Genomic DNA, 21216 nt, shown 5'->3' with positions numbered 1-21216 from the left:
CCAAACTGAAACGGATGGAGCGAGAAGTTGACGCGCCGGAGCGAAGCGTCAGACGCGCAAAACCGCAGCGCCCCATGTGAAGCCGCCGCCCATAGCCTCGAGCACCACAAGATCGCCGCGCTTGATGCGCCCGTCGCGCACTGCGAGGTCGAGCGCAAGCGGCACCGACGCCGCCGAGGTATTGGCGTGCTGATCGACGGTGAGCACGACGCGTTCGGGCGGCAAACCCAGCTTTTTCGCGGTGGCGTCGATGATCCGCTTGTTCGCCTGGTGCGGCACGACCCAGTCGATCGACTCGGCCGACAGCCCGACATCGGCCATCACTTCGCCCAGAACCGAGGCGAGGTTGGTGACGGCGTGGCGGAAGACTTCGCGGCCCTGCATCCGGACGTGGCCGACGGTGCCGGTCGTCGACGGACCGCCGTCGACATAAAGCATATCTGCGTATTTTCCCTCGGCATGCAGCCGCGTCGCGAGGATGCCCTGATCGTCGTCGACGTCCTTCGCCGACAGCACGACGGCGCCCGCACCGTCGCCAAAGAGGACACACGTCGTGCGATCTTCCCAGTCGAGGATGCGGCTGAAGGTTTCCGAACCGATCACCAGCGCATGCTTCGCCGCGCCGGTGCGGAGCATGGAGTCGGCGACCGACACTGCATAAAGGAAGCCCGAACAGACCGCTGCGACGTCAAAGGCGATGCAATCGGGGATGCCGAGCAGCGCCTGCACCTTGGTAGCGCTGGCGGGAAACGTATTGTCGGGGGTCGCTGTGGCGACGATGATCAGGCCGATGTCGGCTGGCTCAAGCCCGGCCGCAGCCAGCGCCTGCTTCGCCGCATCGGCGCCGAGCGTTGCCGTCGTCTCGTCGGATTCGGCGATATGGCGGAAACGGATGCCGGTGCGTTCGACGATCCATTCGTCACTGGTGTCGACGCGCGCCGCGAGTTCGGCGTTCGAGACCCGCGTGCGCGGCAGGGCCGAGCCGGTGCCGGCCAATATGGCACGGAGCGTCATGCTGCGGCTCCGCTACGGAAATTCGCGAGATCCTCGGTCACCTGACGCGTGATATCCTTCTCGATCAGCTCGGCGCAAAGGTGGACGCAGTTCGCGACCCCCTTCGCATCGGCGCTGCCATGGCTTTTGAGCACCACGCCGTTAAGGCCGAGGAACACCGCACCATTGTGGTTGTTGGGATCGAGATGATGCTTGAGCAGTTCGGTCGCCGGGCGCGAAATCAGGAAGCCGATCTTCGAGCGCGTCGAACTGGTAAAGGCGCGGCGCAAGAGGTCGGTGACGAAACGCGCCGTCCCCTCGATCGTCTTCAGCGCGATATTGCCCGAAAAACCGTCGTGCACGATCACGTCGACATCGCCGCGCGACAATTTGTCGCCCTCGATAAAGCCCGCGAACTCCATCGGCAGCCCTTTGGCCGCGCGGAGCATCGCGGCGGCATCGCGAATCTCGTCGGTGCCCTTGAGCTCCTCGGTCCCGATGTTCAAAAGCGCGACACGCGGGCGTTCGAGCCCCATCGCGGTGCGCGCATAGGCGGCGCCCATGACCGCGAATTGCGTCAGGTTGGTCGCGTCGCATTCGGTGTTGGCGCCAAGGTCGAGCATCACGACGTCATTGTCGCCGAGCGTCGGCAACAAGGCCGCAAGCGCCGGCCGGTCGATGCCCGGCATCGTGCGCAGCGCGAGCTTCGCCATCGCCATCAACGCGCCGGTGTTGCCCGCCGACACGGCACCGCCGGCATCGCCGCGTTTCACCGCGTCGATCGCGAGCCCCATCGAGGTGCTTTTCGCCTTGCGCAGCGCCTGGCTCGGCTTGTCTTCGCCCGACACCACACCGTCGGTGTGGATGATATCCGACGCCGCGCGCAGATTGGGGTGATTTTCAAGCGCCGCCTTGATCTGCACCTCGTCGCCGACGAGGATGAAGCGGAGGCCATCGTGCTTGTGGCGCGCCATTGCGGCGCCGGCGAGCATCATGCGCACGCCGACGTCACCGCCCATCGCATCAATTGCGATTCGCGGTGTCAGTGCCATTTAATGCCCTCCGGCTTGATTTTTACGCGCCGACCGACACCACTTCACGGCCATTATAGTGGCCGCAGGCGTTGCAAAGATTGTGCGGGCGCTTCAGCTCGCCACAATTGGGGCATTCCTGAAAGGCTTCAACCTTCAGGCTGTCGTGGCTGCGACGCATGCCGCGCTTCGAGGGCGAGGTTTTTCGCTTGGGAACGGCCATGATATTTCCTGCATTCTTAAATAGTGTGTCACGAATCGGCTACCCGGATTTGTCACCGCCGTCGCCGGAAATGACTGGCCCGCCCGCCACGCCGAAGCCCGCTCCTGCCGATATTCGACAGGGAAAAACTTCCGCCGGAGGGTGCCTCAACGCCATATGGTGTCGGGTGCCGGATCGGGCGGGGCTATAGCGTTTTTGCCCGCAAAGGCAAGCCCATTGCGTCCATCCCCGTGCAGGCTTGCCGCCCCGGTCAGGGGATGCCACACCCTGCCCGCTGCCGGCAAGCGAAACGCGCCGGTCCATAAGGGGGAAACCAGATGATTATCTTGCCGATCAGCCTGACGATCGCCGCCGGGGCGGCGCTGCTCAATCTGTGGCTTTCGCTGCGCGTCGGCCGCGTCCGCACGAAGGAAAAGGTCTTCATCGGCGATGGCGGCAACGACCTGCTGACGCGGCGCATGCGCGCGCACAGCAATTTCGTCGAAAACACCGCTTTTGTGCTGATCCTGCTCGCATTGGTCGAGCTGGGTCTCGGCTCGTCGTTCTGGCTGTGGGGCGTTGGCGCCCTCTATCTTGTCGGGCGCGTCCTGCACGCGATGGGGATGGACGGAATGATGTGGGGCCGGATGGTCGGCACGATCATCACCATGCTTACCCAGCTCGGCCTCGCGATCGGCGCCCTCGCGATCGTCTATCTGACGCCGACGAGCATCACCACGACCGAGATCGTGGAAACCGAAGTCGCCGCGCCGAAATAAGCCCTCCCCTCTCGCAAGCGGGAGGGGACATTACGCCTCCAGCGCAGCGTCGCTGACGAACGGATTGGTACGCCGTTCGTGAGCGAAATTGCTGTGCGCGCCGTGTCCCGGCAGAAAGGTCGTGTCGCCGCCGAGCGGCCACAGCCTTTGCGTGATCGAATCGAGCAATTGCTGATGATTGCCGCGCGGGAAGTCGGTGCGGCCGATCGATCCCTGGAAGATCACGTCGCCGACGATCGCAAGCTTCGACGGCGCGTGGTGGAAGACGACATGGCCGGGCGTGTGGCCGGGGCAATGGATCACGTCGATCGTGAGGTTGCCGATGGTCACCGTGTCGCCGTCGACCAGCCAGCGATCGGGCTCGAAAGATTCGCCGACCATGCCGAAGCGCGCGCCGTCCTCGGCAAAGGCTTCGATCCAGAAACGGTCGTCCTCGTGCGGCCCCTCGATTGGCACGCCGAGCTCCTTCGCGAGCATCCCCGCCTGTCCGCAATGATCCATATGGCCGTGGGTGACGAGGATCTTTTCGACCTCGACCCCGGTCTGTCGGACCGCGTCCTTGAGCTTGTCGAGGTCGCCGCCGGGATCGACGAAGGCCGCCTTGTTGGTCGCGGTGCACCACAGAAGGGTGCAATTTTGCTGAAATGCGGTGACGGGCACAATCGCCGCGCGCATGGGAGGATTGGGAGCGTTCATGGCGCTCGATGTGGGGAAATACGGCGGAAATGGCAAGAGTGGCGGCGGCTAACGAGCGGAAGCAGTCTCAACCATCATCGTCATCCCGGACTTGATCCGGGATCCATGGGCGCGACGGTAGCTGGAGACCCCGGATCAAGTCCGGGATGATGAAAGGAGGCAGTGTCCGCTACTACCCCAAAGCGGCCACCGCCTCAACGCAACGTCATAGTGTCGCCTTCGACGTTCACCGCGGCGAGTTTCGAGAGGAAGCTTTGCCCGAGCAGCGATACGCCCATGTCTGCGTCGACCACCGCGGCTTCGACGCGCCGGACTTCGATCCCGTCGATTTCGACGCTGTCGAGCATGACCGTGCGCATCGGGACGTCGCCTCCCGCGGTGCGCGCGGTGCCGCTGATGGGCAGGCGATCGACGTCGATGCCGATCACCTCGGCATCGCGGCGCGTCAGCGCGACGATCGACGCGCCGCTGTCCACCAGCATCCGGATATTGGTGCCATCGACTTCGGTGTCGGCATAGAAATGCGAGTCGCCTGATCGGTCGAGACGCACCGTTCCGCCCAAGGATTTGGGACTCGATGCCGAAGACCAGGTGCCGCCCTTGCTACGCTGGGTCGTCCAGTTTCCGTTATCATCGCCGCTGCTATCGGCAGAGCCCTGCGCAGGCCCCTGCGCATCGGCCATGCTTGTCGAGCGGCCGGCGATGCCCGCCATGCCGATCGACACCACCGCAATTCCCGCGGCCAACGTAAGAAATCGCCCGATCATTGGCACTCTTGTAGCAAAAGAGGGTTGGAGATTGGTTAAGCGGGCTCGCGCGGGGCGGTAGTAGCAAGAGCGCCGCCTTCACCTTGTTCGATGAACGCGCGCCAGGCCGGAATTCCGCGACGAATGCTATAAGCGATCCGCGCGCAGGCATAGGATCGCCCCGGCCGATTATCGGCCTCGACCGCGGTCGCCGGCCATAGCCCCGTGCCGTCGCTGCGCGCCGACCAGCAGACTAGCGCCTCCGCCTCCTGACCTCCTTCGATCGCCGCGCGTTCGTCCGCGCTCAGCGACGCGCGGGCGTTCCAGCCGAGGATCGCGCGTTGGGTGGAGCCCTTTGGGAAGAGTGCGTGAAGGAACGGGCTGTTCCGGTCGCCCAGCAGATTCTTGACGCGCGCGCGATCCGCGGCGGACAGCCACTGCCCGCCGAGCAAAGGCCCCCATTGAGCCTCATCGCGCGAGCGTAGCGCCATCGCCAATTCGTCCGCCGCGGCTGCAAAGCGCGGCATCCACGCGGAATCCGGCGCGAGCGGCGCGAGTTTGGAAGAGGGTTGCGCGGCCTCGGGTTCGGTCGGCAGCAAGGATGTCGGCGCCGCCACTGCAGGAGCCGACAGAGCGAAAGCGGCGACGAGCGCCGACGAAATCAGCATAGCGCGCATGCCCGGCAGTCTAGCAGCAAAGGCTGCATCTGTCATGAACCGGCGGCGAGCCCCTCGCGGAGCCACGCGGGCGCGACAGCCGCTTCGATATTCTCCACCCGCCGGTGCTCGACCGACCAGCCGAGGTCGGGATAGGCGATGACCTGCCGCTTTTCATCGGCCGCGGCGATCGGGACAACGACCAAACGCCGGTTGACCTTTTGCCGCCAGTTCATCCGCGCGGTGTTTTCCTGTCCGACATAGCAGCCCTTGGTGAAGCTGACGCCATTCAGATCGATCGCATTGCATTCCAGCCACAAGGTTGTCCCGTCCCCCAGTTCGGCGCGTCCCTCGGTGACGCCGAGCGCGAGGCGGTGGGCGCGCCACGCAGCGTCGGCGCCCTCGCCTTCACCGGCGGAGGCCAGCCAGCGCTGGCCGAGTTCGGGAAGGCGCGGGTCAACGACACCCATATCGCCGTGCGGCGCCCAATGGACCGCCAGATCGGGCTCGGCCGCGATCGTGATCGCACGGCGCAGCCGATAGAGCGTCAGACGCTTCGTCAGCGCCTCGGCGGCTTCGCGCTCGCAATCGATCAGCACGTCGCCCTCGTCGCCCCAGATCAGGAAATCGAACAGCGCCTTGCCTTGCGCGGTGAGCAGCGCCGCCCACACCGGCAGATTGCCCGACGTGTCGTTGGTGACCAGCCCTTGCAGGAAGCCGCGGACATCCTCCCCCGACAGACGAATGAGGGCGCGGTCGTTGAGGGTGGTATTGGTCATGGCGATAATCTAGGGACGCCCCAGCCAAAACCAACCCACAAGTTGACGAGTCCGTATATGACCGATCGCCTGACGATCCGCCGCCCCGACGACTGGCATGTCCATCTGCGCGATGGCGCGATGCTGGATCATGTCGCGCAATATACCGCGCGCCAGTTCGCGCGCGCGATCATCATGCCGAACCTGTCGCCGCCGGTGACGACCGCCGAAGAGGGCGCGGCGTATCGCGACCGGATCAACGCCGCGGTGCCCGGCGGACTCGACTTCACCCCGCTGATCGTCGCCTATCTCACCGATCACAGCAATCCGGACGAAATGGCGCGCGGCCATGCCGAGGGCATTTTCACCGCGGCGAAACTCTATCCCGCGCACGCCACGACCGGCAGCGCGCATGGTGTCACCGACATCGCGAAGATCATGCCCGTGCTCGAGCGGATGGCCGAAATCGGCATGCCGCTGCTCATCCACGGCGAGGTCACCGATCATGACGTCGATATTTTCGACCGCGAGGCGGTGTTCATCGAACGCACGCTCAAGGGGCTCGTCCGCGACCTGCCGAGCCTGAAAATCGTGTTCGAACATATCACGACATCGGAAGCGGTCGATTTTGTGACGGGCGCCCCCGCCAATGTCGCCGCGACGATCACGCCGCAGCATCTTCACATCAACCGCAACGCGATGCTCGTCGGCGGCATTCGCCCGCACGCCTATTGCCTGCCCGTCGCCAAGCGCGAGCAGCACCGGCTCGCGGTCCGCGCCGCCGCGGTGTCGGGTTCGCCCAAATTCTTCCTCGGCACCGACAGCGCGCCGCACGCGGTTCACACAAAGGAAGCCGCGTGCGGTTGCGCCGGCATCTTCAACGCCCCCTATGCGCTCGAATCCTACATCCAGGTGTTCGACGAGGAAGGCGCGCTGGACCGATTCGAGGGTTTCGCGAGCGAGCATGGCCCGAATTTCTACGGCCTGCCGCTCAACACCGGCACGGTGACGCTCGAACGCGGCGAAACCGTCGTTCCGGACAAGATCGGCGAAGTCGTCCCGTTCCACGCCGGCGAAACGCTCGGCTGGCGGCTTATCGCCTAAGCCGCCGGCATCATCCGGTCGGCGCGCATCTTGCGCCACATGTCGAAGCTGAACACCGCGATGCTGACCCATATCAGCAGGAAACAGGCGAGCTGCGCCGGTTTCAGCGGCTCGTGGAATACGAAGAGGCTGAGCAGGAAGGCGATGCTCGGCGCCAGATACTGGACGAAGCCGAGCGCCGCATAGCTCATCCGCCGCGCCGCCGTCGCGAACAGCAGGAGTGGCACCGCGGTGACAACGCCGCCCGCGGCGAGCAGCCAACTGATCCCCGCTTCGGATCCGAAGCCGCGGCCGTCGCCAAGCCAGATATAATAGGCCGCGCCTATAGCCGCCAACGGAAGCAGCAGCGTCGTCTCGATCGCGAGGCCCGGCAGCGAACCGACGGGCACGATCTTGCGGATCAGGCCATAGGTCCCGAAGCTGAACGCCAGCGTCAGGCTGATCCACAACGTGTCGAGCGCACCCGCAAGCAGGATCGCAACGCCGATCCCGGCAATCACGACCGCGAGCGCCTGGAGCCGCGAGAGCCGTTCGCCGAGGAAGATCATCCCCAGCATCACATTGACGAGCGGATTGAGATAATAGCCGAGGCTCGCCGCGAGCACATGGTCGGTGAAGATCGAATAGATATAGACGAGCCAGTTGAGCGCGATCAGCACCGAACTGACGAGGAGCAAGCGCAGCACGCGCCAATCGCGGAGCGCCGCGAGATACTCGCCGATCTGGCGGCGGAATGCCATGATCAGGAAACAGAGCGGCAACGACCAGACGATGCGCTGCGCCAGCACCTCGGCCGGCGGGACGCTCGACAGGAGTTTGAAGAAGAGCGGAACGAAGCCCCAGATCAGATAGGCGCTGATCGCAAAGGGCAAGCCGCCCTGATTGCTCCCCGCGGGGGCCGCTGGCTGGTTCATGATCGGCTAGTCCGGCTGGATCAGATGATGCCGCCGCCGAGCATCAGGCGGATGACGCCGATGACGATGACGACGATGTTCAGGTTGCGCCCGCTCGTCTTGTCCGACATCGCACCGAGCGCGAGGCCGACGACGGCGAAGGGTATGATCACCCAGTTCGCCCAGCCGAGCAGCGGGATGAACGCAAAAACGGCCAGAACCAAGGCGATAGCGCCAATGACGAGCGATCCGATATTGAGCATGCCGGGATTGTCGCATGCCGCCGCCGATGCGGCAAGAGCCTTTCGGTTCGTCGATGTAAGCGCTCGGTTCGTCTTGTTGCCTTGGGTTCATGCAACGGCTTTGCAGCCCTGCTCGTTTTCCCATCGAAGCGCCCGGTCTTGTGCAAGCGGGATGAGGCGCCGAACCAGGAAAGGACTTTTTATGCGTAATTTCACCAAGGGCCTGATGGGCACTTTTGCTGCCGCCAGCGTCGCCCTGACCGCGCCTGCCTATGCAGGTATCGCGGCTCCGGCGAAGGCCGATGGGTTCCATCAGCTCGACCAGTCTTCGGGCTTCTACAAGAAGCGCAAGGATCGCCGCTATTATGCGCGTGACGAGCGTGTCGGCAACAACACCCGCGTCTGGCGCGACAACGACGGCCGTTATCGCTGTAAGAAGGATAACGGCACGACCGGCCTGCTGATCGGCGGCGCGGTTGGCGGTGTCGCGGGTCACGAGATCGCAGGCGGCGGCGACAAGCTGCTCGGCACCGTACTCGGCGCAGCCGGTGGTGCCTTGCTGGGCCGCGAGATCGACAAGTCGAAATATCGCTGCCGCTAAAGGATAGCTAACCGTCTCGAGTATGGGTTCGAGACCCCTCCAGCCCGTACACGCTGATGGCGAGGGCGCCGGTTTAACGACCGGCGCCCTTAAGCGTATCCGCTTGCCGAATACGCCCTCTTGCCGCAGAAGCATTGGCCAATTGCTGCGGGAGAATGAATATGTTGAACGGCCCTCTGCTCGTCACCGAGCGGCTGATCTTGCGCCCGCCCGCGACCGAGGATTTCGACGGCTTCGCCGAAATGTGTACCGAAGAAGAGACGATGCGGTTCATCGGCGGCACCTGCCCGCGCTCGCAGGCGTGGCGCATGTGGTGTACGCTTGCGGGTGCCTGGCATATCCGAGGCTTTTCGATGTTCTCGGTGATCGAGCGCGCGACCGGCGAATGGGTCGGGCGGCTCGGCCCGTGGGAGCCCGACGGCTGGCCCGCGCCCGAGATCGGCTATGGCGTGCGCGCCAAATTCGCCGGCAAGGGCTATGCGCTCGAAGGCAGCGTCGCAGCCTGCGATTTCGCGGTAGAATTCCTGAAATGGCCCGAACTGATGCACAGCATCGACCCCGCCAACACGCGCTCGCAGGCGCTGGCGCAGCGACTGGGTGCGACGAACAGCGGCCCGACCCGCCTGCCCGCCCCCTTCCAGGATGCGCCGGTCGATGCCTGGACGCAAAGCGCCGACGCGTGGCGCGTCAAGCGCAAGGAATTTTTGCCCGGAGCGTGAGCAAAAGGGCAAAAGCGTCTCGCTCCGAGACAGTTTTCGGCCAACAAAGCCCCGCCCGTTAACGCATTTTATTTGGGCCTTTTTGACCAGAATAGGGCATTCCCGGCTATGGATTAAGGGAGTGTTAGCGATGATGTTGCGCGGAAAATGGCTGGTTACCGGCTTGCTGATGGCGGCGGCACCGCTCGCCGGGTGCCGGGATAATCCCAATGCCAAGGCCGACCTCGCCCCGCTCGACGACGGACTGACGGACGCCGACCCGGCGATCAAGGGCTCGCTCGAAGACAAGATCATGGTCGACCCCAAGCTCGCGAGTCAGGCAAACAAAAACGCCGTGGGCCCGGGCAACCGGCCCGTCGACGGTGGCGTCCCCGGCGTCGCGGGCGGCAAGGCTGCGACCGCTGCCGAGGCCGCAGCGGCGCAGGCTGCGGGCAAATTGCTCACCGCGCCGAAGGCATTGCCGTTCGAGGCCGGATGCGACGGCTGCGAAGCCAGACCGCGCCCCGTCACCATCGGCGCGCTCGCGCGCGACCAGCAAAAGGGCAGCTGCGACGCCAAGTTGACGTACAGCAACGCCTGGGCCGACCGCCTGCCCGCCGCGTTCAAAGTCTATCCGCGTGCGACGCTGCGCGAAGCCGCAGGCATCGCCGGCGGCAAGTGCAACATCCGCGTCGTCAATTTCCAGACCGCGGCGTCGATGCAGGCGGTGCTCGATTATTATCACACGATGGCGATCCGTGCCGGCTACACCAGCGACCACCGCGTCAACGGCAACGAGCATATGCTCGGCGGCACGAAAGGCGATCTCGCCTATGTGCTGATGATGCGCCGCGACGGCGCGATGACCGACGTCGATCTGGTAGCCTCCGGGGGCAAATAAGCCACTTCACGATACACAATGAAAAAGGCCCCGGGGAGAGGGATGCCCCGGGACCTTTTCATTACTTGCGTGACGCGCAAGTGGTCAGATCTTGTCGCCGAGCGCGCCCTGGACCTTGCCCTTCAGATTCTGGGCTTCGCCCTTGCGCTCCTGCGCTTCGCCTTCGGCGCGCAGACGCTCGTTATCGGTCGCCTTGCCGGCTGCCTGCTTCGCGTTGCCGGCAGCTTCGTTGGCGATGCCTTTCGCCTTTTCGGTGAATTCGCCCATGGGGTTTCTCCTTGGCTTTACAGAGGCGGGAGGGGCTCGCCTCTTGCCACACCAACGGGTCGCCGGAGCATTTGTTCCGGGGCACGGGGTAAAGCGTTCAGGGCAAGGGGTAGTCGGTCAATCGGCATAATTGTTCTTGATACGTTCCACCTCATTGCCTACTGTATCGACGCGCGCGCCGGTTAGAGGAGAGATGTGTTGAAACTCAAACCGGGCTGCATCATCGAACACACCGATCTTTCCAGCTTCGACTTCGCCGAGATCGACCTGGCGGGCGCGACGCTGACGAAATGCGTGCTGCGCGACGTCCAGTTAACGGGAACTTGCCTGCAGGATGCTCGCCTGACCCAGGTTCGCCTGATCCGGTGCCGCTTTGCCAATGTCGATATGCGCGATGCGATTTTCGAGGACTGTTCCTTCATCGACGACGCTGGCCACGTCGGCGCACAATTCGCCTTCTCGCGTCTCGACCAGTCACGTTTCAGGCGCTGCGACCTTTCCTTTGCCAAGATCGACCGCTCAACGCTGTTCGGCGTCGAATTCGATGCCTGCAACATGCGAGGCGCCGAGTTTCACAAGGCCGATTTCAGCCGGACGTTTGGCCGCAAGCTCGTTAAGACAGCCGCCAGCGTGCGCGGCTGCAATCTCGAATTCGCCGACCTGAACGGAATCCGGATGCCCGATTGCGACCTTTCGAACTCGACCTTTCGCGAAGCGGTTCTATTCGATTCCGATCTGGAAGGCGCGGACCTGCGCGGGAGCGATCTTGTCCTCGCGCTCACTGCCGGCGCCAAATTCGCACGCGCCGACCTTCGCGGCGCCGATGTGGCCGACCTGAACCTCAGGGAACTGGCAACCCTCGAAGGCATGATCGTATCGGCCGGCCAGCAGCCGCATCTGCTCGCGGCCATGGGGCTGGAGGTCTATCCGGACTGAAGGGCTTAGATCAGCCCCGCCAGCGGGCTCGACGGATCGGCGTAGCGACGAACGCCCATACGCCCTGCGAGATACGAGTCGCGCCCCGCCTCGACCGCGAGCCTCATCGCGCGTGCCATGCGGATCGGGTCCTTCGCCTCAGCAATCGCCGTGTTCATCAGCACGCCGTCGCAGCCGAGTTCCATCGCGACCGCGGCGTCGCTCGCCGTCCCGACGCCCGCATCGACGAGCACAGGAACCGAGGCGCCCTCAACAATGAGGCGGATCGTGACGCGGTTCTGGATGCCGAGCCCCGAGCCGATCGGCGCGCCCAGCGGCATCACGGCGACCGCGCCCGCATCCTCGAGTTGCTTCGCGGCGATCGGGTCGTCAACGCAATAGACCATCGGCAGGAAGCCCTCTTTTGCGAGCACCTCGGTCGCCTCCAGCGTCTCGCGCATGTTCGGATAAAGCGTCTTCGCCTCGCCGAGCACCTCGAGTTTCACCAGATCCCAGCCGCCCGCCTCGCGCGCCAGCCGCAGCGTGCGGATCGCGTCGTCGGCGTTGAAGCAGCCCGCGGTGTTCGGCAGATAAGTGATCTTCTTTGGATCGATATAATCGGTGAGCATCGGCGCGGTCGGGTCCGACACATTGACGCGGCGCACCGCGACGGTGACGATCTCCGCCCCCGACGCTGCGACCGCCGCGGCATTCTGCTCAAAATCCTTGTATTTGCCGGTGCCGACAATCAGCCGCGACGTGAAAGTCCGGCCGGCGACGGTCCAACTGTCGATCTTGTCCACATTCAATCCTTATTCTGTACCACATTCGCGATGTCGCCGAGCGGATCGCGAACGAAAAACCGGCGAACACCCCACGGCTCGTCGCGCAGGGCGTATATGATCTCGTGCCCCGCCGCGACCGCCCGCGCATGCACCGCATCGACATCGTCGACACCCACCGAATAGGCGGGTCGCAGTCCCGACGGATCTTCGGTCAGGATGCTGATCTGTGCCATCGGCTGGGTGCCCGAGCGATATATGGTGATGAAATCCATCGCCATCGCGGTCTCCAGCCCCAGCACATCGTTGAAAAAGCCTTCGCCGGCCCGGGCGTCGTCGGCATAGCGGTTGGGTATGATCCGCGCGACTGGCATCAGCCGCCCCCCACGAAATGGACTATTTCCAGCGCATCGCCCTCGGCGAGCGTCACTTCGGCAAGCGTCGAGCGCGGCACGATCTCGCGATTGCGCTCGACCGCGACCTTCTTCACGTCGAGGCCGAGCGATGCGACGAGGTCGGCGATGCTGCCTTCGCGCACCTGCCGTCGTTCGCCGTTGAGGATGACCGAGATCACTGGTGAATCCGCCTTGCTTTGCCTTTTGCCGAGCAGCCCATATAGGGGGAGCGCGCGTCCTCGCAACCGAAAGCCAAGCCCTTGACCAACGAGCGTACCGACAAGCCGACCGTCTTTGTCTTCTCCGGCCCCAACCTCAACCTGCTCGGCACGCGCGAGCCCGAGATCTACGGGCACGACACGCTAAACGACATCCACGCGCGGCTCGAGGCGCAGGCGGACGAACTGGGATTGCGCGTCGAATGCCGCCAGACGAACCACGAGGGCGTACTGATCGACTGGCTGCACGAAGCCTATATCGCGGGCGCCAAGGCGGTGTTGCTCAACGCCGGCGGCTATACCCACACCTCGATCGCGATCCACGACGCGATCCGGTCGATCAAGGTGCCGGTGATCGAGGTCCATCTGTCGGACCCGATGACGCGCGAGGAATTCCGGCACATCAGCTATGTCGGCATGGCCGCAGTGGCGCATTTTGCCGGACATGGCGCCAACAGCTACACGCTGGCGCTGGACGCCGCCGCCCGTCTCTGACAATAGGGCGCATCAAAAACGGGGTCTGAGCGTCGGAACACCGACGCCGCAACAACAGGAAATATTCTCATGGGTGACCATAAAGACAATGGCATCAACGTCGATCCGGCCTATGTCCGCGCGCTCGCCGAGTTGCTCGACGACACCGGATTGTCCGAAATCGAGGTCGAGGACGGCGAGCGCAAGATCCGCGTCGCGCGCACGCTGAACGCCGCGCCCGTCGCTTACGCTCCCGCCGCCGCGCCGGTTGCCGCAGCCGCCCCGGCCACCGCCGCAGCGCCCGCTGCTGCCGCGGCCCCGGCCGCCGACAGCTTCGCCGACGCCGTCAAATCGCCGATGGTCGGCACCGTCTATCTCTCACCCGAACCCGGCGCACCGAATTTCGCCGCGATCGGTTCGGCGGTAAAGGCCGGCGACACGGTCCTGATCGTCGAGGCGATGAAGGTGATGAACCCGATCACCGCGCCGGCGTCGGGCACGCTGAAGGCCGTGCATGTCGAGAACAGCCAGCCGGTCGAGTTCGACCAGCCGCTGTTCACCATCGGCTGATCCCAAAATGGCCATCGAAAAGCTCCTGATCGCCAACCGCGGCGAGATCGCGCTGCGCATCCATCGCGCGTGCCACGAAATGGGCATTAAGACAGTCGCGGTCCATTCGACCGCCGACGCCGACGCGATGCACGTCCGCCTTGCCGACGAAGCAGTGTGCATCGGTCCGCCCGCGGCGAAGGACAGCTATCTCAACATCCCCGCGATCATCTCGGCCGCCGAAATCACCGGCGCCGACGCGATCCACCCGGGCTATGGCTTCCTATCCGAAAACGAGCGCTTCGCCGAGATCATCGAAGCGCATGACATGATCTTCGTCGGGCCGAAGCCCGAGCATATCCGCACGATGGGCGACAAGGTCGAGGCGAAGCGCACCGCGGTCGCGCTCGGCCTGCCGGTCGTTCCGGGCTCGCCGGGCGCGGTCACCTATGGCGACGAATGCCGCAAAATGGCCGAGGAAATCGGCTATCCGGTGCTGATCAAGGCGGCATCAGGCGGCGGCGGGCGCGGGATGAAGGTCGTTCCCGACGCCGACAGCCTCGAAAGCCTGATGGGCCAGGCGTCAAGCGAAGCCGCGGCGGCGTTCGGCGATCCGACCGTTTACATGGAAAAATATCTCGGCAATCCTCGGCACATCGAATTCCAGGTGTTCGGCGACGGCCGGGGCACTGCCATCCACTTGGGCGAGCGTGACTGCTCGCTCCAGCGCCGCCACCAGAAAGTGCTCGAAGAAGCCCCCTCGCCGATCATCTCGGCCGAGGAACGCGCACGCATGGGCAAGGTGTGCGCCGACGCGATGGCGGCGATGCACTATCGCGGCGCCGGCACGATCGAGTTCCTGTGGGAAAATGGCGAATTCTTCTTCATCGAGATGAACACGCGCATCCAGGTCGAGCATCCGGTGACCGAAATGATCACCGGCTTCGACCTTGTCCGCGAACAGATCCGCATCGCGGGCGGATCGGACCTGTCGGTGAAACAGGAAGACCTGGAGTTTCGCGGCCATGCGATGGAATGCCGCATCAATGCCGAGGACCCGCGCACCTTCATGCCCTCACCCGGCAAAGTGACCAACTATCACGCCGCGGGCGGCATGCATGTGCGCGTCGATAGCGGGCTTTACGCCGGCTATTCGATTCCGCCCTATTACGACAGCATGATCGGCAAACTGATCGTTTACGGCCGCACACGCGAAAGCTGCATGATGCGGATGCGTCGCGCGCTCGAGGAAATGGTGATCGCGGGGGTCAAGACGAACATCCCGCTGCATCAGGCGCTGCTCGCCGATCCCGATGTCATCCACGGCGACTATACGATCAAGTGGCTCGAGGAATGGCTGGCAAAGCAGGATGAAGAGGCGAAGGCCTGACATCTATTCTTGCGTCGAGTTGTGCGGCAGCTCACTTTAACTGTGGATGCTTTTTAGCTATGGGCTTTAGCCATGGTCAAAAACTCCCCCTTTTCGGCGCGCCCTGCTGCGGCGCTTCTCCTTCCGCTGAGCCTGCTCACGGTGCCCGCTTTCGCGCAGCAAGGGGTCAAGGAAGATTCGGTGATCCTTCAGCCCGACAAGGTGAAGGACGACGCCCCTGTCGTCGAAACCGCCGCCGAGGCGAATTTGCCGAGCTGGTCGAAGCAGAATGCCGAAGCGCTGCTGGTTTCGATCGAGGGTATCGGCGCCGAGGGGCTGTTTGCCAAGGATTATAGTCCCGATGCGCTCGCCGCCGCGATCATGAGCGGCGATCAGGCGCGGCTCGATAAGACCGCGACCGACACCTTCCTGTTGCTCGCGACGCACCTGCGCGACGGGCGCACACCCAATGCGGCACGCAAGCAGTGGTTCATGGTCGACAGCGACGGTGACAGCGAACCCCTGCTGTCGCTCCTCGCCGCGGCGCTCGGTGCGGGAACCGTCAGCGAGACGCTCGCGACGCTCGACCCCGTGCATCCCGATTTCGCGGCGCTCAAGGCATCGCTCAAAAAGGCGAAGACGCCCGCCGAAGCCAATGCGATCCGCGTCAACATGGAGCGCTGGCGCTGGATGCCGCGCGCGCTCGGCGAACGTTATGTCGTCAGCAACGTGCCCGAATATCTGACCCGCGTCGTCCACGGCGGTACGATCATCGCGACGCACAAGGCCGTCGTCGGCAAGAACTCGACTCCGACGCCGCAGCTCAACCCGATGGCGACCGGCATCATCGTCAACCCGACATGGACGCTGCCGCGCAGCATCATCAACGAGGGCATCGGCGCGACGATCGCCCGCAATCCGGGCGCCGCGCGCGCGCAGGGCTATACATGGACGGGCAGCGGCAAGACTTTGTCGGTCGTGCAAAAGGCCGGACCCGGCAACGCGCTGGGCGTGATGAAGATGGAGATGCTCAACCCGCACGCCATCTATCTGCACGATACGCCGTCGAAGGGCGCGTTCGCCGCCGCCGCGCGAGCGTTCAGCCACGGCTGCATTCGCACCGAGCGCGCACTGCACTTCTCGGGCCTGATGGCGGTGATGTTCGCGGGCAAGAGCCCCGAGGAATTCGGCGAAGCGATCGCCAGCGGCGCGACGACGCGCTTCGGCTTTGACAATCCCTTCCCCGTCTATGTCGCTTATTGGACCGTCATTCCCGACGGCAAGGGCGGCGTGAAGAAGCTCGCCGACATCTATGGCCGCGACGCGCCCGTCGTGGCGAGCTTCGCCAAGCCCGGCCGCCCGACCGCGACGATCATTGCTCCGATGCCGCCCGCCGTCGTGCCGACGGTTACGACCGCGCGCGTCACGGCGCCGGGGACCACCGGGATCTATTGAAAGTCGTCAACTAACGACCGGTCGCTGACGTTCGGAAGTTGCCCCAATGCCTTGGCTTGGCGTTGCATCAGGTCGTCTGGTTCCGGCAGGAATTCATCGCGAACTGGTCAATCCGGCGTACGCCTCTTGACATGCGACGCGTTGACGTTGTCCTCGGCCGCCAGTTTGCGCCAGCGATCGAAGCGCGCAGAGGTAAATTCGCCCGCGGCAATCGCTGCTCGGACGGCACAGCCTGGCTCGACGCCATGAGCACAGTCGGAAAAGCGGCAATGTTGCGCCACAGCGATGAAATCGTCGAAAACTTCCGATATCCCGGTGGCCGCGTCGGACAGTTGCAGCTCGCGCATACCGGGCGTGTCGAGCAGCCAGCCGCCTCCGTCGAGTCGATGCATTTCGCGCACCGTGGTGGTATGGCGACCCGTACCGTCACGTGCGCGGATCGCTTGGGTGGCAATGCTGTCCGAGCCTCGCAAAGTGTTTACGAGCGTCGATTTTCCGACGCCTGACGATCCCAGAAGCGCAACGGTTTCGCCCTTACCGCACCATGCGGCGAGGCGAGCGACACTCGCAGGGTCGCGGCCGTTGACGGGTTCGACGCGCAATCCCGGTTCGATCGCGCTTGCGGCCGCTGCAAAAGTCTCCGGCGAGTCGGTCAGGTCGGTTTTGGTGAGAACCACGATCGGATTCACCCCGACCTCGCGTGCCAGCACCAAATAGCGTTCCAGCCGGGCGACGCTGAAATCCTGATTGCACGAGGCGACGATGAACAGGGTATCAACGTTGGCGGCGATCATCTGCTCTTTGCGGGGGTCACCCGGTGCGCGCCGCTTGAACAGGTTTATTCGACGCAGGACGCGTACGGGCTGAAGTGTGTCGCGGTCGATAAGCAGCCAGTCCCCGACTGTCGGATGATCGTCCGACGGCGTGGCGCCTGGAATATAGGGCGCGATGAAGCGCTGAAATCCGGCACCCGCAACGTCGATCTTGCCGCGATGGACGGCCATCACCCGGACGGGATGGCATTGCCGGGCTTCCTCGCTAGTGACCTGTTCGCGGAAATGAGCCTTCCAGCCTAGTACTTCTAAAGTCTCATCGGGACATTTCATACAGCCGCAGACGCGTCTTTCTTTTTACCCAATACGCGGGTTCTGGGCGTCAGCTATGGTCCAAAAGCGCGAACTGAAATGTGGGGACCTGCATTGGCAGGCCAACCTCGGGAGGTGGCATACAGCCGCATTCCTCTGGTGGCCAGCATTGTCCGCTTTCCGCCCTAAAGCCGACGCTGCGCTATTAATCCGCCGTCTTCGGCAACGGCCCGCTGATCGAACTCGCGCGCCGCAGATTCTCCATGCCCGGAAGCGGGTCGGAGGGCGGCAGTTCGAACGGCTTGGGCATCGGCGGCGGCAGGCTCAGCCGGTCGGCGAACAGCAAGCGGCCCGGCCCGAGCTTGTAGAGGATCATCGGCAGCAGCTCTTCGCCGAACACGAAGCAGCCCTCGCTGCGCCCCAGCTTGCCCTGCGTCGCGATCAGCGCCGGATCGGCGTACCAGGCGCCATGCACGACGATCGCGCGCTGGTCGGCAGAATAATTGTCGGGTTCCAATCCCGCGAGCCGCATCGACGACCCGTTGGCGCCCCAATAATAATCGCTGGTGCGGTACGCGCCGCGCGAGGTCGCGAGTGATCCCATGCGGTTCGAGAAATTCTTGAGCCAGCCGTCGTGCTGCGGGTCCGACCCGCGCCCGTGCGTCACCGGGAACATGTCGACCTTGCCCGCAATCATGTCGACCAGCGCAAAGCGCGGGCGCGACGACGGCAGGCCGAAATCGACGACGCCGACGCGGTCGCTCTGTGGGATATTGCGTCCCTGCATCGCGAGCTGCCTCTTCGCCACGGCGAGATAATCGACCGGCGGCGGCAAAGGCGCCACCGGCTGCTGAATCCAGTTGGGGAGTTGTGCGCGTGCGGGTACGGCGGCCATCGCCCCCGCTCCAGCCATCGCTGCCAACATCGCCCGTCGATCGATCAATTCATTCACTTGCAACCCAACCCCGCATTGGCCGCCTTTTACGGTCCCTCGACTTTGCATAAGTCGTGTGTTGGCCGCGAAAGGCAAGCTGATGGTTCCCCTTCATGCGGGAAGATGTGCCATATATGCCATGAATAGCGAGTTTACGCTGCTGTAAGGCTGCGTTAGGACACGCACCATGAATGCAACCATCTGGCACAACCCCGTTTGCGGCACCTCGCGCAAGACGCTGGCGATTCTTCAGGAAACGCCCGGCGTCGCGCTGACGGTCGTCGAATATCTCAAAAATCCGTACAGCGCGGACAAGCTGCGCCAGCTGTTCCACGACGCCGGGCTGACCGCGCGCGACGCGCTGCGCCTGCGCGGCACCGATGCCGAGGAACGCGGATTGAATGACGCAAGCGACGACGCGATCATTGCTGCGATGGCCGCGAACCCCGCCTATGTCGAACGCCCGCTCGTCGAGACCGACAAGGGCGTCCGCCTGTGTCGCCCGCAGGACCGGGTGCTCGAGATTCTTTGAAAGATCTTCGAAAGCCTTCAGGTCCGCAAGGCAATGAGCCCAACATCAAAACCTGGCTGGGCACCATATTGTTAGCGGGGGCAGGTTATGCCCTGATCACGCACTGGCAAGATATTTTGAAAGCGCTGGCGAGCTAGCCAACTAACCCGCGACGATCCGCCCGCCCGCGATCCGGAAGCGCGTCACCGGCCCCGGCATGTCGTCGAACAGCGCCGCCTCGGTTCCGGTGAGCCACGCCTGCCCGCCCTGCCCCGCCATCCGCTCATAGAGCGCGCTGCGGCGCAGCGGGTCGAGGTGTGCAGCAACCTCGTCGAGCAGCAGCACGGGCCTTTGCCCGCGCGCGCGGGCGACGCTGTCGCTGTGCGCGAGGACGAGTGAGAGCAGCATTGCCTTTTGCTCGCCGGTCGAACAGCGCGCCGCCGCGCGGCCGGTCGCGGCATGTACCGCCGACAGATCGTCGCGGTGCGGCCCCGCGGTCGCGCGCCCCGCCGCCGCGTCGATGCGGCGGCGTGAGGCGAAGAGCGCCTTGATCGCTTCCACATCGTGCGGCGCCGTTCGCGCGGCGCCTTCGCTGTCGACCAGCGTCAGCAGCGGGCGCGCGAACGGCGCGTCGGGCTGGCCCGCAAGTTCGGTCGACAGGCCCGCGAGCATATGCTGCCGCGCCGCATCCATCGCCGCGCCATGTTCGGCAAGCTGCGCTTCGAGGCTCGTCAGCCATTGCTGGTCGGCTTGCCCGAGGTCGGCGAGCAGCTTCCCCCGCGCGCGGAGCGCCGCCTCGTACCGGTTGCTGTGCTGCGCGTGCCGCGGATCGAGCGCGAGGACGAGGCGGTCGAGAAAACGCCGCCGGTTGCCCGCAGTCTCGACGAACAGCCGGTCCATCGCGGGGGTCAGCCACAAAACCGCCAGCCAGTCGCCCAGCGCGGTCGCGGCGGCGGTCGCGCCATTGATGCGCACGATCCGCCGCCCTGGCTGCGCGGCCTCGATCCCGGTCCCCAGCGCCACCGGCGCGAGGTCGGCGCCGGCCTGAACCTCGGCAAAGACGGCAAAGCCGCCGCCCGCGCCGTCGCGCACCATGTCGGAGAGCGCGGCACGGCGGAGGCCGCGGCCGGGCGCGAGCAGCGAGATTGCCTCTAATATATTGGTCTTGCCCGCGCCATTGTCGCCGTGCAGCGCAACGAGCCCCGGCGCGGCCGCCATGTCCGCTCCGGCATGATTGCGAAAATCGGTTAGCGAAAGGCGGGTCAGCGTCATCTGCCTGTCCGCCTACCCCAGCCCCCCGCGCGATTCCAGTCCGACGCCGCGCATAGTTCCGTTGAATATTTTCCGACGAGCAGGAATTTTCACCACCTTGGCGCATTTTTCGCGACGAAATAATCTGTCGCAAACCCAAAAACCCCACTTAACCGCCAATGAATGAAATTGGCACGGTCCCTGCAATAGTGTCGGCATCCACCGGATGGCCCGGAATGGAAGGTTCAAGGAAGGAAAATATCATGGCCCATTTCAATGTCGACTCGTTCAAGAGCTACGCGATCGCCGCTGTTGCCTCGCTTTATTGCTCGATGATGTTCCTGGCTGCTGTTGGCCCGAACGCTGCACACTTCGGTGGACTGGTCGCCTGACCAGTCCCCCAGCCCGCCAATAACGCCGGCCCGATGGCCGGGATCGAAAGGAAAGAAATGAAACAGGGTTTTCGCAAGAATCGTCGCGACGGGATGATCTTCGGCGTGTGCGCCGGAATGTCAGACCAGTTCGGCATCGACGTCTTGTGGACGCGCGTCGGCTTTGTCGCCCTGACGCTGTTGGGCTTCGGCCTGCCTCTGCTGCTGTACCTCGCCGTCGCGATCCTCGCGCCCTAGGACAGAGCAAAGGGCCGGACGCTTTCAAAGCGCAGTCGCACCGGCCCGCATATTCCCAGGACCAAGGGCTCACCGGCACCCC

The 21216-nt window shown here is 64.4% G+C and carries 29 protein-coding genes; 13 read left to right on the top strand and 16 right to left on the bottom strand.

From position 1 onward, the window contains the following. Positions 1-48: 48 nt before the first annotated feature. The 3 genes from ASD73_RS16165 to rpmF are packed head-to-tail and all read right to left on the bottom strand — an operon-like array spanning position 49 to position 2247. The gene (locus ASD73_RS16165) at positions 49-1014 is read right to left on the bottom strand and encodes a beta-ketoacyl-ACP synthase III (protein ID WP_056373943.1); all 966 of its coding nucleotides are present in this window, start codon (positions 1012-1014) and stop codon (positions 49-51) included. Continuing rightward, complete coding sequence (gene plsX, locus ASD73_RS16160) at positions 1011-2045, bottom strand: phosphate acyltransferase PlsX (protein ID WP_056373940.1); 1035 nt, start codon at positions 2043-2045, stop codon at positions 1011-1013. The genes ASD73_RS16165 and plsX overlap by 4 nt, the downstream gene beginning before the upstream one ends. Positions 2046-2067: 22 nt before the next feature. After that, positions 2068-2247, bottom strand: a complete 180-nt coding sequence (rpmF, locus tag ASD73_RS16155; RefSeq protein WP_011541714.1) for a 50S ribosomal protein L32 — start codon at positions 2245-2247, stop codon at positions 2068-2070. Positions 2248-2564: 317 nt separating this feature from the next. On the opposite strand from rpmF, the gene ASD73_RS16150 reads away from it, so the two are divergent. Further along, a complete protein-coding gene (locus ASD73_RS16150) occupies positions 2565-3005 on the top strand; it encodes an MAPEG family protein (protein ID WP_200934969.1) in 441 nt (146 codons plus the stop codon). Positions 3006-3035: 30 nt separating this feature from the next. On the opposite strand, the gene ASD73_RS16145 is transcribed toward ASD73_RS16150, so the two are convergent. From ASD73_RS16145 to ygfZ, 4 genes are all read right to left on the bottom strand, one after another. After that, entirely contained in the window at positions 3036-3701 is a 666-nt protein-coding gene (locus ASD73_RS16145; RefSeq protein ID WP_056373938.1) for an MBL fold metallo-hydrolase, read from the bottom strand. Between the two features lie 194 nt (positions 3702-3895). After that, entirely contained in the window at positions 3896-4468 is a 573-nt protein-coding gene (locus tag ASD73_RS16140; RefSeq protein WP_056373937.1) for a retropepsin-like aspartic protease family protein, read from the bottom strand. Between the two features lie 35 nt (positions 4469-4503). Then, positions 4504-5124: a hypothetical protein gene (locus ASD73_RS16135; RefSeq protein ID WP_156377437.1), complete on the bottom strand. Its 621-nt coding sequence runs from the start codon at positions 5122-5124 to the stop codon at positions 4504-4506. 32 nt (positions 5125-5156) lie between these two features. Further along, complete coding sequence (ygfZ, locus tag ASD73_RS16130; RefSeq protein ID WP_056373933.1) at positions 5157-5882, bottom strand: CAF17-like 4Fe-4S cluster assembly/insertion protein YgfZ; 726 nt, start codon at positions 5880-5882, stop codon at positions 5157-5159. Positions 5883-5939: 57 nt separating this feature from the next. Here ygfZ and pyrC point away from each other — a divergent pair, with 57 nt between their 5' ends. Further along, positions 5940-6965, top strand: coding sequence for a dihydroorotase (gene pyrC, locus ASD73_RS16125; protein ID WP_056373931.1), 1026 nt, complete (start codon positions 5940-5942; stop codon positions 6963-6965). Here the strand turns inward: pyrC and rarD are convergent. Together rarD and ASD73_RS16115 are read right to left on the bottom strand one after the other, a co-directional pair. Next, on the bottom strand, positions 6962-7879 hold the full coding sequence (gene rarD, locus ASD73_RS16120) for an EamA family transporter RarD (RefSeq protein ID WP_056373930.1): 918 nt from the start codon (positions 7877-7879) through the stop codon (positions 6962-6964). The genes pyrC and rarD overlap by 4 nt on opposite strands. A gap of 20 nt (positions 7880-7899) precedes the next feature. Beyond that, positions 7900-8121 carry a membrane protein gene (locus ASD73_RS16115; RefSeq protein WP_037516131.1) on the bottom strand — a complete coding sequence of 74 codons (222 nt, stop codon included), beginning with the start codon at positions 8119-8121 and terminating at the stop codon, positions 7900-7902. 181 nt (positions 8122-8302) lie between these two features. Here ASD73_RS16115 and ASD73_RS16110 point away from each other — a divergent pair, with 181 nt between their 5' ends. From ASD73_RS16110 to ASD73_RS16100, 3 genes are all read left to right on the top strand, one after another. Next, the gene (locus ASD73_RS16110; RefSeq protein ID WP_056373927.1) at positions 8303-8701 is read left to right on the top strand and encodes a glycine zipper 2TM domain-containing protein; all 399 of its coding nucleotides are present in this window, start codon (positions 8303-8305) and stop codon (positions 8699-8701) included. A gap of 161 nt (positions 8702-8862) precedes the next feature. Further along, a complete protein-coding gene (locus ASD73_RS16105; RefSeq protein ID WP_082521640.1) occupies positions 8863-9420 on the top strand; it encodes a GNAT family N-acetyltransferase in 558 nt (185 codons plus the stop codon). Positions 9421-9550: 130 nt separating this feature from the next. Further along, positions 9551-10300, top strand: a complete 750-nt coding sequence (locus tag ASD73_RS16100; protein WP_056373923.1) for a hypothetical protein — start codon at positions 9551-9553, stop codon at positions 10298-10300. A gap of 84 nt (positions 10301-10384) precedes the next feature. Here the strand turns inward: ASD73_RS16100 and ASD73_RS16095 are convergent, their stop codons facing one another. Further along, positions 10385-10567: a CsbD family protein gene (locus ASD73_RS16095; RefSeq protein WP_037516121.1), complete on the bottom strand. Its 183-nt coding sequence runs from the start codon at positions 10565-10567 to the stop codon at positions 10385-10387. Positions 10568-10765: 198 nt separating this feature from the next. Between ASD73_RS16095 and ASD73_RS16090 the strand changes: the two genes are divergently transcribed. Beyond that, complete coding sequence (locus ASD73_RS16090; protein ID WP_056373921.1) at positions 10766-11503, top strand: pentapeptide repeat-containing protein; 738 nt, start codon at positions 10766-10768, stop codon at positions 11501-11503. Between the two features lie 5 nt (positions 11504-11508). On the opposite strand, the gene ASD73_RS16085 is transcribed toward ASD73_RS16090, so the two are convergent. From ASD73_RS16085 to thiS, 3 genes are read right to left on the bottom strand one after another with little or no spacing between them, the layout of a single operon-like run. Further along, complete coding sequence (locus ASD73_RS16085; protein ID WP_327196928.1) at positions 11509-12285, bottom strand: thiazole synthase; 777 nt, start codon at positions 12283-12285, stop codon at positions 11509-11511. 2 nt (positions 12286-12287) lie between these two features. Next, a complete protein-coding gene (locus ASD73_RS16080; protein ID WP_056373917.1) occupies positions 12288-12638 on the bottom strand; it encodes a VOC family protein in 351 nt (116 codons plus the stop codon). Continuing rightward, positions 12638-12838, bottom strand: coding sequence for a sulfur carrier protein ThiS (gene thiS, locus ASD73_RS16075; protein WP_056373915.1), 201 nt, complete (start codon positions 12836-12838; stop codon positions 12638-12640). Before thiS ends, ASD73_RS16080 begins: the two co-directional genes overlap by 1 nt. Before the next feature lie 81 nt (positions 12839-12919). Here thiS and ASD73_RS16070 point away from each other — a divergent pair, with 81 nt between their 5' ends. The 4 genes from ASD73_RS16070 (at position 12920) to ASD73_RS16055 (ending at position 16724) form a co-directional block, all read left to right on the top strand. Continuing rightward, positions 12920-13372: a type II 3-dehydroquinate dehydratase gene (locus ASD73_RS16070; protein WP_056373913.1), complete on the top strand. Its 453-nt coding sequence runs from the start codon at positions 12920-12922 to the stop codon at positions 13370-13372. A 69-nt stretch (positions 13373-13441) separates the two neighbouring features. Beyond that, on the top strand, positions 13442-13921 hold the full coding sequence (gene accB, locus ASD73_RS16065) for an acetyl-CoA carboxylase biotin carboxyl carrier protein (protein WP_056373910.1): 480 nt from the start codon (positions 13442-13444) through the stop codon (positions 13919-13921). A gap of 7 nt (positions 13922-13928) precedes the next feature. Next, a complete protein-coding gene (gene accC / locus ASD73_RS16060; RefSeq protein WP_056373909.1) occupies positions 13929-15290 on the top strand; it encodes an acetyl-CoA carboxylase biotin carboxylase subunit in 1362 nt (453 codons plus the stop codon). A gap of 72 nt (positions 15291-15362) precedes the next feature. Next, the gene (locus ASD73_RS16055; RefSeq protein WP_156377436.1) at positions 15363-16724 is read left to right on the top strand and encodes a L,D-transpeptidase family protein; all 1362 of its coding nucleotides are present in this window, start codon (positions 15363-15365) and stop codon (positions 16722-16724) included. 107 nt (positions 16725-16831) lie between these two features. Here ASD73_RS16055 and rsgA read toward each other — a convergent pair whose 3' ends face one another. Together rsgA and ASD73_RS16045 are read right to left on the bottom strand one after the other, a co-directional pair. Beyond that, positions 16832-17830, bottom strand: a complete 999-nt coding sequence (gene rsgA, locus ASD73_RS16050; protein ID WP_056373906.1) for a ribosome small subunit-dependent GTPase A — start codon at positions 17828-17830, stop codon at positions 16832-16834. A gap of 184 nt (positions 17831-18014) precedes the next feature. After that, on the bottom strand, positions 18015-18704 hold the full coding sequence (locus ASD73_RS16045) for a murein L,D-transpeptidase catalytic domain-containing protein (RefSeq protein WP_235534522.1): 690 nt from the start codon (positions 18702-18704) through the stop codon (positions 18015-18017). A gap of 226 nt (positions 18705-18930) precedes the next feature. Between ASD73_RS16045 and ASD73_RS16040 the strand changes: the two genes are divergently transcribed. After that, positions 18931-19275 carry an ArsC/Spx/MgsR family protein gene (locus tag ASD73_RS16040; RefSeq protein ID WP_056373904.1) on the top strand — a complete coding sequence of 115 codons (345 nt, stop codon included), beginning with the start codon at positions 18931-18933 and terminating at the stop codon, positions 19273-19275. Between the two features lie 141 nt (positions 19276-19416). Here the strand turns inward: ASD73_RS16040 and recF are convergent, their stop codons facing one another. Next, positions 19417-20526, bottom strand: coding sequence for a DNA replication/repair protein RecF (recF, locus tag ASD73_RS16035; RefSeq protein ID WP_056373902.1), 1110 nt, complete (start codon positions 20524-20526; stop codon positions 19417-19419). A 242-nt stretch (positions 20527-20768) separates the two neighbouring features. Between recF and ASD73_RS23435 the strand changes: the two genes are divergently transcribed. Further along, positions 20769-20897: a hypothetical protein gene (locus ASD73_RS23435; RefSeq protein ID WP_268746382.1), complete on the top strand. Its 129-nt coding sequence runs from the start codon at positions 20769-20771 to the stop codon at positions 20895-20897. Positions 20898-20930: 33 nt separating this feature from the next. After that, positions 20931-21134 (top strand): PspC domain-containing protein, encoded by a 204-nt coding sequence (locus ASD73_RS16030; protein WP_235534520.1) that lies wholly within the window; start codon positions 20931-20933, stop codon positions 21132-21134. The last annotated feature ends 82 nt before the right edge of the window (positions 21135-21216 follow it).

This window comes from Sphingopyxis sp. Root154 (genome assembly GCF_001427105.1).
In the GTDB taxonomy this organism is placed as follows: domain Bacteria; phylum Pseudomonadota; class Alphaproteobacteria; order Sphingomonadales; family Sphingomonadaceae; genus Sphingopyxis.
This window is presented reverse-complemented; position numbering and strand designations above follow the sequence as displayed.